Source organism: Streptomyces sp. NPDC059443 (genome assembly GCF_042750105.1).
Classification (GTDB): Bacteria; Actinomycetota; Actinomycetes; order Streptomycetales; family Streptomycetaceae; genus Streptomyces.
This window is the reverse complement of the sequence record NZ_JBHYVM010000009.1, coordinates 229,154-240,177: the sequence shown is the minus strand read 5'-3', so window position 1 is coordinate 240,177 and position 11,024 is coordinate 229,154. Positions and strand designations below refer to the sequence as shown.

Below are 11,024 nucleotides of genomic sequence, written 5' to 3'. Positions count from 1 at the left end.
CTGGGGCGGAGCCCCAGGGAACGGTGGAAGGGCGGGTAGGGGACACGCCCCGCGCAGCGGAATCGGGCCCGGCGGGAGGCCCCGTACCGCCCCGGACGGAAACCGGGGCGTCGGGGAGGGGCCGGGCCCCATAGGATTGGGCCCGAAACCTACACACTCACCACCCCCAGAGGAACGCTGCATGCCTGGCATCACGCGCGAGGAGGTCGCCCACCTCGCTCGGCTGGCACGTCTGGAGCTGAAGAGCGAAGAGCTCGACCACTTCGCTGGACAGCTCGACGACATCATCGGCGCGGTAGCCCGCGTTTCCGAGGTCGCCGACCAAGACGTCCCGCCGACCTCCCACCCGCTGCCGCTGACGAACGTCATGCGCGCGGATGAGGTCCGTCCTTCGCTCACCCCCGAGCAGGCGCTCTCCGGCGCCCCCGCCCAGGAGCAGCAGCGTTTCAAGGTGCCGCAGATCCTGGGTGAGGACTAAGAACATGACCGACACGCACAGCATCATCCGGCTCACGGCCGCCGCGACCGCCGAGAAGATCGCCTCCGGCGAGCTCACGGCCGTCGAGGTCACCGAGGCCCACCTGGCCCGCATCGAGGCGACCGACGAGAAGGTCCACGCCTTCCTGCACGTCGACCGCGAGGGCGCCCTCGCCCAGGCCGCCGCCGTGGACGCCAAGCGCGCCAACGGCGAGAAGCTGGGCCCGCTCGCCGGTGTCCCGCTCGCGCTCAAGGACATCTTCACCACCGTCGGGATTCCGACCACCGTGGGCTCGAAGATCCTGGAGGGCTGGATCCCGCCCTACGACGCCACCCTGACGCGCAAGCTGAAGGAAGCCGACGTCGTGATCCTCGGCAAGACCAACATGGACGAGTTCGCCATGGGGTCGTCGACGGAGAACAGCGCTTACGGGCCCACCGGCAACCCCTGGGACCTCACCCGGATCCCCGGCGGCTCCGGCGGCGGCTCCGCGGCCGCGCTGGCCGCCTTCCAGGCGCCCCTGGCGATCGGCACGGACACCGGCGGCTCCATCCGCCAGCCCGCCGCCGTCACCGGCACCGTCGGCGTGAAGCCCACGTACGGCGCGGTCTCCCGCTACGGCATGGTCGCCTTCTCCTCCAGCCTCGACCAGGGCGGCCCCTGTGGCCGCACCGTCCTGGACACGGCGCTGCTCCACGAGGTCATCGCCGGGCACGACCCGCTCGACTCCACCTCCATCGACGCCCCGGTCCCGCCGGTCGTCGAGGCGGCCCGCAACGGCTCCGTCGCCGGCATGCGCGTCGGTGTCGTCAAGCAGTTCGCCGGTGAGGGCTACCAGGCCGGCGTCGTCCAGCGCTTCAACGAGTCCGTCGAGCTCCTCAAGGAGCTGGGCGCCGAGATCGTGGAGCTGGACTGCCCGTCCTTCGACCTCGCGATGGCCGCGTACTACCTGATCGCGCCGTCCGAGTGCTCCTCCAACCTCGCCCGCTTCGACGCCATGCGCTACGGCCTGCGCGTCGGCGACGACGGCACCAAGTCCGCCGAGGACGTCACCGCCCTGACCCGCGAAGCCGGTTTCGGCGACGAGGTCAAGCGCCGCATCATCCTCGGTACGTACGCGCTCAGCTCCGGCTACTACGACGCGTACTACGGTTCCGCCCAGAAGGTCCGCACGCTCATCACGAGGGACTTCGAGAAGGCCTTCGAGCAGGTCGACGTGATCGTCTCCCCGACCACGCCCACCACCGCCTTCCCGATCGGTGAGCGCACCGACGACCCGCTGGCGATGTACCTCGCGGACCTGTGCACCATCCCGACCAACCTGGCCGGCAACTCCGCCATGTCGCTGCCCTGCGGCCTGGCCCCGGAGGACGGTCTCCCGGTCGGACTGCAGATCATCGCCCCGGCGATGAAGGACGACCGGCTGTACAAGGTCGGCGCCGCCGTCGAGGCTGCCTTCGTCGCACGCTGGGGTCACCCGCTGCTTGAGGAGGCTCCGTCGCTGTGAGTTCGAGTACGAGTGCGCTGTCCAAGGCCAAGGGCTTCAAGAAGTCCAAGTCCGGTACGTACCTGTCGATCGGCACCACCGCTTTCGGTGCCTTCAGCGTGGTCAAGCAGGCCAAGAAGGCCCGTACCGAGCACGACACGCTGAAGCTGGTCGACGCCGTCGTGTCCGCCGCCGCCATCATCACCGGCCTCGCGATCCTGTACCGCGAGCTGAAGCGTCTCGGCGACGACGACGTCCTGCTGGGCTGAGAGGGAAATTTCCACTGTGACTGCCATCGAACTGCTGTCGTACGAGGACGCCCTCGCGTCGTACGACCCCGTCATGGGCCTTGAGGTCCACGTCGAGCTCGGCACGAAGACCAAGATGTTCTGCGGCTGCTCGACCGAGCTGGGCGCCGAGCCCAACTCGCAGACCTGCCCGGTCTGCCTCGGTCTGCCCGGCGCCCTGCCGGTCGTGAACGAGATCGGCATCGAGTCCGCCATCAAGATCGGTCTCGCGCTGAACTGCGAGATCGCCGAGTGGTGCCGCTTCGCCCGGAAGAACTACTTCTATCCGGACATGCCGAAGAACTTCCAGACCTCCCAGTACGACGAGCCCATCGCCTTCAACGGCTTCCTGGACGTCCAGCTGGAGGACGGCGAGATCTTCCGCGTGGAGATCGAGCGCGCCCACATGGAGGAGGACACCGGCAAGTCGCTGCACGTCGGCGGCGCCACCGGCCGTATCCACGGCGCGTCCCACTCCCTGCTGGACTACAACCGCGCCGGCATCCCCCTCATCGAGATCGTCACCAAGCCGATCGAGGGCGCGGGCGTACGGGCCCCCGAGGTCGCCAAGGCGTACGTCGCCGAGCTGCGCGAGGTCATCAAGGCGCTCGGCGTCTCCGAGGCCCGCATGGACAAGGGCCAGATGCGCTGCGACGTCAACCTGTCGCTGCGCCCGACCCCCGAGTCCGAGTTCGGCACCCGCAGCGAGACGAAGAACGTCAACTCGCTGCGCTCCGTCGAGCGGGCCGCCCGCTTCGAGATCCAGCGCCACGCGGCGGTGCTCTCGTCCGGCGGCTCGATCGTGCAGGAGACCCGGCACTTCCACGAGGAGGACGGCTCCACCACGGCCGGCCGCATCAAGGACAACGCCGAGGACTACCGGTACTTCCCGGAGCCCGACCTGGTCCCGATCGCCCCGGCCCGCACCTGGGTCGAGGAACTGCGCTCGGGTCTGCCCGAGATGCCGCGCGTGCGCCGCAACCGCCTCCTCCAGGAGTGGGGCGTCACCGAGCACGACATGCAGTCGATCCTCAACGCGGGCGCGGTGGACTCCATCGTCGCCACCATCGAGGCCGGCGCCGACTCGGCCGCCGCCCGCAAGTGGTGGATGGGCGAGCTGGCGCGCAACGCCAACGAGCAGGGCGTCGTCGTCGACGAGCTGCCCATCACCCCCGTCCAGGTCGCGCGCGTCGCGGCCCTGGTCGCGGCCGGTGAGCTCAACGACAAGCTGGCCCGCCAGGTCCTCGAAGGCGTCCTCGCCGGCGAGGGCACCCCGGACGAGGTCGTCGAGAAGCGCGGCCTGAAGGTCGTCTCGGACGAGGGCGCGCTCGGCGCGGCCGTGGACGAGGCCATCGCGGGCAACGCGGGCATCGCGGACAAGATCCGCGGCGGCAAGGTCGCCGCCGTCGGCGCGCTGGTCGGAGCGGTCATGAAGACCACCCGCGGCCAGGCCGACGCGGCGCGCGTCAAGGAGCTCATCCTGGAGCGGCTGGGCGTCTCCGAGTAGTCCTCGCACGTACACGAAGGCCCCGCACCGGTTCCACCGGTGCGGGGCCTTCGTGGTCTCAGCGCTTGAGCTGGGGGGCGGCGATGACGGTCGTGCCGTTGTCGCAGCCCTTGTCCACCTTGATGGTCAGCCGCAGGGCGCCGCTCACGTCCACGGTGTGGGTGATCGGCTTGCCCAGTTCCACGAGCTCGGAGAAGGCGGCGGGCTGGCCGTCGAGCGAGATGGTGACGCGCCCCTTCTTGTTGGTCGAGCCGTCGTCGATCCCCGCGGTGAACTCCAGCGTCTTCCACTCGCGGTTGAGGTCGAACTCCGCCTGGGCGTCGAAGTTGCAGCTGGGCTGCTGGATGAAGGCGGCCCCGTACTGCTTGGTGTTGATCTTGGCGGGCCCGACGTCGAATCCACCCAGGTCCTTGACGGGTCCCATGACGGTCAGGTCGGCCGCCTTGACGTCCGGAGCCACCCCCGAAGGGGGCTGGGAACCCGTCGCCGTGGGCTGGGTCGCCGGGGTGCCGGACGCGGAGGTCGATGCCGATGCCGACGGTGTGGGCGTGGGCGTCGGGCTCGCGGGGGCCGAGGCGGCCTTGTCCCCGCCGCTCGCGGTGCTCCCGCTGTGCTCCTCCTTCGTGTCCCCGAGCAGCTTCACGCCGATCACCGCGCCGGCGCCCACCACCATCACCGCGAGCACCGCCCCGAGCACCAGCCCGGTACGCCGCTTCTTGCGCGGGGGCGGCGCGGGCGCCGGTTCCGTACGGGACTCGGCCACGGGCGCGGGCCCGTACCCCGGCGGCACGCTCGCCTGCACGGGCGGCGGGGCGTACACGGGCTCGGTGGGCGGCGGGACGTAGGCCGGCTGGGCGGGCGGCGGCGTGTACGTCGGCACCGGCGGGGCCACGGGCTTCGGCGGGGCTGCCACCGGGGGCGCCGCCGGGGCGGGCGGCGCGTCCTGGACCACCCGCTGCGAGGTGGAGGTCGTCGTGGACACCACCGCGTGCCGGATGTCCTTCATCCACCCGGCCAGGTTCACCGGCCGCTTCAGCGGGTCGGAGGCGTAGATGGAGGCGATCCGCGCCCGCTGCTCCGCGTCCAGCACGGCGAACTGCGGCAGCCGTACGAGGGCTTGCGCCAGCAGCTCCGGGGTCGCCGGCGGGGACTCCCCGCTCAGCAGGAAGTACGCGATGGCCCCGAAGGCGTACCGGTCCGCGCCCGGGGTCCGCTTCCCGTCGAAGACCTCGGGAGCCGCGTAGCCCGGGGTGAACCAGACCTCCGCGGTCTGGTGGTCGGCGGTCAGCTTGCTGAGGCCGAAGTCCACCAGGGTGGCCTGCCCGTGGGCGTCGACCATGACGTTGCCGGGGGAGAGGTCGCCGTGGATGACCTGGCGTCCGGACGGGGTCGCCTTTCCCGAGTGCAGCCAGTCCAGTACGTCGGCCAGCTGCTCCAGCGTGCGCATCACCTCGCGGCGCTCGGCGGCGGTGGCGAGCGTCCGCTCGGCCCGCCAGTCGCGCAGGTCCAGCCCGTCGACGTGGTTCATGACGAGCACGAGGGCCCGCCCGGTCAGCGTTCCGGACTCCCCGGGCCGGTGGATCGGCGGCCCCTCGAAGTGCTCCCGTACGCCGACGACCCCCGGCCGGTGGACGAAGCGCAGCAACTCGGCCTGCTCGTTCCACTTCTGGCTGATGCGGTCGAAGACGTCCGGGGTGATCGTGGTCTTGGAGTCGAGCACCTTCACCACGACGGGCTCGGACCCTCCGGCGAGCTCGATCTCCGCGAGATAGAGCACGGCCTCACCGCCGCGTCCGATGGATCGGAGCAAGCGGTAGCGGTCTGCTGCCGCGTCCGGCCCGATGTGCAGATTCTGGCTGGTCAATTTCCCCCCAGCGCCCAGTATTTGATGGATGCACAGTTTCCCGTGGGGCGGTTGGCGGGGTCAATGGAAATCGGATTCCGCACCCCCATCGAGACCTTCCGGACAGGTGGTCCGGCGGTCCGGCAGACTGTGCGCGGGGAAAACGGACTCGGGGAGGGGGGCCGGTGGAGATCGGTTCGATGGTCATCGCCGTGGCGGGTGTCGCGGGCACGCTGGGCGGCGCACTGCTCACCCAGCGGGGCGCGGTGCGCGCGAAGAGCCGCGAGATCGAGCTCGTGCGCGGTCACGACGCGGTGCGCGAGAACCTGCTGCTGCGGCGCACCTGTTACGTGGGCCTCAACCGGGACGCCCGGCAGTTCACCACTGCCCTGAACCGGCATCTGCACGTCCTGCGGGAACGTCAGGTCGAGGACGCCGACCGGACCGCGCTCGACGCGGCGAAGGACGCCTTCCGCGACCAGTACTCCGAGGCGCAGATGGTGGCCCCCGGCCCCGTCCTCACGCCCGTGACGGTGGTCAACCACGCCCTCACGAACGTCTACGGGCAGGTGAAGCGCCTGGAGCGGAGCGAGCCGGCCCCGGGGGAGTCGATGGAGGCGGCGGCGGAGGCCCAGCAGGGCATCTGGGACCAGCTCCGGGTGATGCGGGCGGCCATGCGGGCCGACCTCGGGGTGCCGGAACGGGGCTGAGCCGGGCCGGGCCGCGCGGTCAGCGGGTGGCGTCGCCGACGAAGACAGCCCAGGCGGCGGGGGCCACGGTCAGGACCGGGCCCTCGGTGACCTTGGAGTCGCGGATGTGCACGGCGGTGGTGTGGGCGGCGATCTCGACGCAGTCGCCGCCCTCGCTGCCGCTGTAGCTCGACTTGAACCAGGTCAGTGCGTGGGTCGTCATGACTCTCCTAGCAGGTGGTCCAGCAGGCGCTTGCTGTCCTCCATGGACATCGCCTGGTTCCGCAGGATCCCATATTTGAGACTCAGTGGATGGACCTCCTCGGGGTCGTCCAGCAGGAAGCTCACGCCCTGCCCCTCGATGTACGCGAGCTGGTCGTGGTCGCCCGTCTCCAGCAGCACCATCGGGCCGTCGAGAGCCGCGTGCGTCTCGCGGTCGGTGGCCATGATCTGGAGCCCGAGGTAGGGGAGTTCGGCCATCTCTCGCAGGTGGCGCAGCTGGGCCCGAAGGACGTCAGGTCCGCCGATGGGGCGTTCGAGAACGGCCTGTTCCAGGATGAAGTGCATCATCGGCGGCCATGGCTTGCGGGCCAGCATGGACTGTCGGCCCAGCCGCGTGGCCGTTTGTACCTCGATCTCCTCGGGGGTGAGCGGCGGGTACAGCGAGCCGAAGACGGCCGCCGCGTACTCCGGCGTCTGGAGCAGTCCGGGGATCACCGAGTTCTGGTACGAGAACAGGCTCTCCGCGTCCCGCTCGTGGGTGATGAAGTCGATCGCGAAGGCCGGATACCGCTCCCGCTTCGGGATCTTGGCGAGCGACCTGCTCAGCAGCCCACCCGTCTCGAAGAGGTCGTCGAGGGTCGCCGCCATGCGCGGCTGGAGGAGCCGGCGGCCCTGCTCCATGGAGGCGATGGTCTCGGGGTCGGTGTGCAGGTACTCGGCGAGGGTCGCCTGGGTGTAACCCGCCTGCTTGCGGAAATGCGCGGCCATCGTGCCCAGGACTCGCCACGAGACGTTCCTTTGGGGCCTGTTGTCGTCTGCCATGCCTGCGACATCCCCGGGTGGGCCTGGGCTGACGCGCCGTCGACCCGTACGGCACCCGTACAAAATCCAGAGTTCTGTAGCGATCGTTAGTTAAAGCATGTACGGTTCTTTCTGTAGCGACCGCTACGGAAACTGAGGGGATCTCATGAGCACCGCACTGACCAGCGCTTACGCCCGCACCGTCCGCAAGGAGAGCGGCGGCCCCGGGCTGCTCCTCGCCCACGGCGGAGGCGGCTCGGTCGAGTCGAACTTCGGTCCGATACTCGATGATCTGGCCGCCCGTCACACCGTCGTCGGCGTTGACTACCCGGGTACGGGGGCGACCCCGCGCGCCACGCAGCCGCTGGAACTGGACGAGCTCGCCGATCAGTTGGTGGCGGCGGCCGACGCCGAGGGGCTGGAGCGGTTCGCCGTCCTCGGCTACTCCCTCGGCGGGAACGTCGCCGTGCGCATCGCCGCCAGGTACCCCGAACGGGTCACCGCGCTCGTGCTCACCGCCACCTTCGCCCGCGCCGGGCAGTGGCTCGGGCTCGTCACCGACCTGTGGTCGGAGCTGGCCCGGCGCGGGGAGGACGAGCTCCTCGCGCGGCTCCTCGTACCGCTCACCCTCAGCCCGCAGGCACTGGAGGGGCTGACCGACGAGCAGGTGGAGGCGGCCGTGCGCGCCACCGCCGCGTCCTTCCCGCCCGGCGGCGGGGACCACGCCGCGCTGGTGAAGGGGGCCGACCTGAGCGCCGACCTCGCGCGGGTCGGCGTACCCGCGCTCGTCATCGCGACCACCGCCGACCGCCTCGTACCGGTGGCCCTCCAGCGGGAGGTGGCCGACACGCTGCCCGGCGCCCGGTGGGCGGAACTGCCCACCGGACACCTGCCGTTCGCCGAACTCCCGCAGGAGTGGGCGGCCCTGGTCACCGGATTTCTGGCAGAGCTCCCGACACGTCGAGGATGAGCAGACGGGCCCGCTTGGCCGGGAGGTAGACCTCGGGAAGGTCGATCTCCGGGAGCTCCACCTCCGGGCCGAGCGCGAAACCGGTGCGCTGGAGGCGGACGATGGCCTTGACGTTGCGGGCGTCCGGCTCGGCGACGACCCGGCGGGTGCCGGGGTCGGACAGGACGTACGTCAGGAAGACGGCCATCAGGGACGCGGTGAAACCGGCCTCGGCGGCGCCGTGGTCGGGGCCGATCAGCAGGTGCGCGCCGATGTCCCCGGGCTGGACCTCGTAGCACTCGCTCACCCGGTCCTCCGCGCAGTCGTACGTCTGGAACAGCGCGACCGGCTCCCCGTCGCGCCGCGCGAGGTACGCGTGGTGGGTGGTGCGGCGGTCCACGTCCGCGTAGATCTCCTCGACCAGTTCGCGGCTGGCGCCCCCCATGCCCCAGAAGGAGGCCCGCTCCTCGGTGACCCAGCCGTGGATCAGCGCGGAGTCGGCGGCGGGATCGACGGGGGTGAGGGTGACGGTGCCGAAGCCCTCGACGGTCTCGGTGTGGACGGCGGCGCGGCGGGTACCGGGGGAGGTGGTCATGCGGATTCCTCGGATTCCTTGGTGAGGCGGGACCAGTCGGTGACGACCGGGACGAGTTCGCACCGGGCCCAGAGCGGGAGCTGGTCGCGGTGGTGGGGGCTGCCGGTGACTCCGTCCGCGCCGAGCGGGACCGCCCAGAGGCTGTCCTCGCGGCGGGCCAGGTCCCAGACGTAACGGGCAGCCGAGGCGCGGGCGGTGAGGTCGGTGAAACCGGGGACGGTGGAGGTGGCGTTCACGCAGTCGTGGTCGCCGCCGAGGCCGGGCCACTCGGCGTCCGGGTCCGGCAGGGCGGACCAGGGGGCGAGGCGGTGCACCTCGGACCAGGGGGTGTCGGGGGCGTTCGCCGCCGCCGTCTCCTCCAGGGCGGCGCGGACGTGCCCGGCGCGGTCCAGGCCGGGCAGGAGGGGGCTCGCGAGCAGCCCCTCCATGGCGTAGCCGACGCGGGGGAGGAGGTACAGCCAGGGGTGGAACACCTCCGGGCCGGCCGGGGCGTCCGCGAGGCCGGCGAAGACCGGGTCGGCGGCGAAGCGGCGTACGGTCGCCGCCCGGAAGGCCGAGAACACGGTGGCGTCGGTGCTGTCCGCGTCCATGCGCCGGTCCCAGCCGAGCAGCCGGGCGCGCAGCGCTTCGGCCTCGCCGGACAGGCCCTCGAACCCGGGCAGCAGGGCGAGCAGCGGTGCGGCGGAGGCCAGGTGCGTGTCCGCGTGTACGCGGGCCATCGCCATCGGGGACCAGTCCGCCGAGCCGGAGAGCAGCTCGCGGATGCGGTTGGCGCGGTGCGGGGGCGCGAACTCCACGCCCAGCGGCGAGGCGATCCCGCGCGCGTTGGCCATGACGGCGAAGCCCTGCACGGGCTCGGCGGGGGTCTTCGCCCAGCCCCGCCAGGCGTGCCGTGCGTCCGGGGCGGGGACGGGGCGCAGCCGGTTAGCGGGGTCGCGCAGCGGGACGGCTCCGGCGACGCGGTGCAGCAGGCCGCCTGCGGTATCGGCGGCGTGGACCACGTTGACGGGCTCGGCCCAGCCGTCGAGGGCGGCGTCGATGTCGGCGACGGTACGGGCGCGCAGGAGGGCGGGGAGGGCGGCGAAGCCGAGGTCGCGGCGGACGCGGGGCGGGTAGCGGAGCGAGAGGGTCTGGCCACTGGGATCGTCCCCGTCCGCCCGTACGACGACGGGCCCGCGGGCGGTCTCCAGAACCTCCACCTCGACGGGGTCCGCGCCGGCGACCGTGATGGTCTCGGTGTGCCGGGCGACCGGTTCCCAGGCGCCCCCGGGGCCGAGGGCCTCGATCCGGCCGTTGCCCGAGTCCCTCAACTGCTCCTCGTACAGGTCCTGGTAGTCGGCCATGGCGTTGGTGATCGCCCAGGCGGCGCTGCCGGCGTGCCCGAAGTGGGCGAGGCCGGGGACGCCGGGGACGGCGAGGCCGAGGACGTCGTACTCGGGGCAGGCGATACGTATCTGCTGGTACACGCCCGGGTCCTCGATGAACCGGTGCGGGTCGCCCGCGATGATCGCCGCGCCCGTGGCGGTCCGGTCGCCCGGCACCAGCCAGCCGTTGCTGCCGGCGGTGCCGGGGCCGTCGGCGGCGAAGAGCGTGGCGGCCTCGTCGCCGAGGGCGCGGGCCACGCGCTCGCGCCACAGCTTCGTGGCGAAGCCGGCGAAGAGGATGTGGGTCGAGATCCAGATGGCGAGCGGGACCCAGGGCTCCCAGGGCTCGGGGGCGTGCGCGAAGCGGGGGTCGCGGGCGGCCCCGGCGGCGAGGCCGTCGTTGACCCCGGCGACGTAGGCCCGGACCCACTCGGCGGTCTCCGGGTCGAGCGCCTCGTAGCAGCGGTGCGCGGTGTCGGCGAGGCGGCTCTGGCGGGCGAAGCGGTCCCAGGGGACGGACTCGGGGCCGAGGAGGGAGGCGCTCGCGCCCTCGGCGCGCAGGCGCTCGATCTCCAACTGCCAGGCGCGGTCCAGGGCGGTGGTGCGGCCCTGGGCGTAGGACAGGCGGAGCGGGTCGGAGGCGCGGAGGTGCGGTATGCCCCAGGCGTCCCGGTAGAGCCCGTAGTCCCCGCCGCTCTCGCCGCTCTCGCTGCTCTCGCCGTCCGCGTGGTCGGTGGTGCTCAAAAGGCTCACACTCTTCCCCAAGTGCATTTAGGTTAGGCTTCCCTAACTATAAGGGGAAG

The 11,024-nt window shown here is 71.7% G+C and carries 11 protein-coding genes; 6 read left to right on the top strand and 5 right to left on the bottom strand.

What is annotated here, in order from left to right; all coding sequences use genetic code 11:
- The first annotated feature begins 181 nt into the window (after window positions 1–181).
- From gatC to gatB, 4 genes are read left to right on the top strand one after another with little or no spacing between them, the layout of a single operon-like run.
- Entirely contained in the window at window positions 182–478 is a 297-nt protein-coding gene (gatC, locus tag ACFXDJ_RS12200) for an Asp-tRNA(Asn)/Glu-tRNA(Gln) amidotransferase subunit GatC (RefSeq protein ID WP_007266718.1), read from the top strand.
- A gap of 4 nt (window positions 479–482) precedes the next feature.
- Window positions 483–1,985, top strand: coding sequence for an Asp-tRNA(Asn)/Glu-tRNA(Gln) amidotransferase subunit GatA (gatA, locus tag ACFXDJ_RS12195; RefSeq protein WP_384663763.1), 1,503 nt, complete (start codon window positions 483–485; stop codon window positions 1,983–1,985).
- The gene (locus ACFXDJ_RS12190) at window positions 1,982–2,233 is read left to right on the top strand and encodes a hypothetical protein (RefSeq protein ID WP_384663761.1); all 252 of its coding nucleotides are present in this window, start codon (window positions 1,982–1,984) and stop codon (window positions 2,231–2,233) included. The genes gatA and ACFXDJ_RS12190 overlap by 4 nt, the downstream gene beginning before the upstream one ends.
- 16 nt (window positions 2,234–2,249) lie before the next feature.
- Entirely contained in the window at window positions 2,250–3,758 is a 1,509-nt protein-coding gene (gene gatB / locus ACFXDJ_RS12185) for an Asp-tRNA(Asn)/Glu-tRNA(Gln) amidotransferase subunit GatB (RefSeq protein ID WP_384663759.1), read from the top strand.
- A 58-nt stretch (window positions 3,759–3,816) separates the two neighbouring features.
- Here gatB and ACFXDJ_RS12180 read toward each other — a convergent pair whose 3' ends face one another.
- Complete coding sequence (locus ACFXDJ_RS12180) at window positions 3,817–5,622, bottom strand: protein kinase (RefSeq protein ID WP_384653794.1); 1,806 nt, start codon at window positions 5,620–5,622, stop codon at window positions 3,817–3,819.
- A 164-nt stretch (window positions 5,623–5,786) separates the two neighbouring features.
- On the opposite strand from ACFXDJ_RS12180, the gene ACFXDJ_RS12175 reads away from it, so the two are divergent.
- Complete coding sequence (locus tag ACFXDJ_RS12175; protein WP_384653796.1) at window positions 5,787–6,311, top strand: hypothetical protein; 525 nt, start codon at window positions 5,787–5,789, stop codon at window positions 6,309–6,311.
- Window positions 6,312–6,330: 19 nt separating this feature from the next.
- Here the strand turns inward: ACFXDJ_RS12175 and ACFXDJ_RS12170 are convergent, their stop codons facing one another.
- Window positions 6,331–6,513 (bottom strand): DUF397 domain-containing protein, encoded by a 183-nt coding sequence (locus tag ACFXDJ_RS12170; RefSeq protein ID WP_384653797.1) that lies wholly within the window; start codon window positions 6,511–6,513, stop codon window positions 6,331–6,333.
- Window positions 6,510–7,334 (bottom strand): Scr1 family TA system antitoxin-like transcriptional regulator, encoded by an 825-nt coding sequence (locus ACFXDJ_RS12165; protein WP_384653799.1) that lies wholly within the window; start codon window positions 7,332–7,334, stop codon window positions 6,510–6,512. The genes ACFXDJ_RS12170 and ACFXDJ_RS12165 overlap by 4 nt, the downstream gene beginning before the upstream one ends.
- Before the next feature lie 145 nt (window positions 7,335–7,479).
- On the opposite strand from ACFXDJ_RS12165, the gene ACFXDJ_RS12160 reads away from it, so the two are divergent.
- Window positions 7,480–8,283 (top strand): alpha/beta fold hydrolase, encoded by an 804-nt coding sequence (locus tag ACFXDJ_RS12160; RefSeq protein ID WP_384653801.1) that lies wholly within the window; start codon window positions 7,480–7,482, stop codon window positions 8,281–8,283.
- On the opposite strand, the gene ACFXDJ_RS12155 is transcribed toward ACFXDJ_RS12160, so the two are convergent.
- A complete protein-coding gene (locus ACFXDJ_RS12155; RefSeq protein WP_384653803.1) occupies window positions 8,243–8,857 on the bottom strand; it encodes a GNAT family N-acetyltransferase in 615 nt (204 codons plus the stop codon). The genes ACFXDJ_RS12160 and ACFXDJ_RS12155 overlap by 41 nt on opposite strands.
- Complete coding sequence (locus tag ACFXDJ_RS12150; protein WP_384653829.1) at window positions 8,854–10,878, bottom strand: penicillin acylase family protein; 2,025 nt, start codon at window positions 10,876–10,878, stop codon at window positions 8,854–8,856. Before ACFXDJ_RS12150 ends, ACFXDJ_RS12155 begins: the two co-directional genes overlap by 4 nt.
- Between the last annotated feature and the right edge of the window lie 146 nt (window positions 10,879–11,024).

Coding starts and splice junctions, on each gene's coding strand:
- gatC (WP_007266718.1), top strand. CDS start 182: ATGCCTGGCATCACGCGCGAGGAGGTCGCCCACCTCGCTCGGCTGGCA.
- gatA (WP_384663763.1), top strand. CDS start 483: ATGACCGACACGCACAGCATCATCCGGCTCACGGCCGCCGCGACCGCC.
- ACFXDJ_RS12170 (WP_384653797.1), bottom strand. CDS start 6,513: ATGACGACCCACGCACTGACCTGGTTCAAGTCGAGCTACAGCGGCAGC.
- ACFXDJ_RS12165 (WP_384653799.1), bottom strand. CDS start 7,334: ATGGCAGACGACAACAGGCCCCAAAGGAACGTCTCGTGGCGAGTCCTG.
- ACFXDJ_RS12160 (WP_384653801.1), top strand. CDS start 7,480: ATGAGCACCGCACTGACCAGCGCTTACGCCCGCACCGTCCGCAAGGAG.
- ACFXDJ_RS12155 (WP_384653803.1), bottom strand. CDS start 8,857: ATGACCACCTCCCCCGGTACCCGCCGCGCCGCCGTCCACACCGAGACC.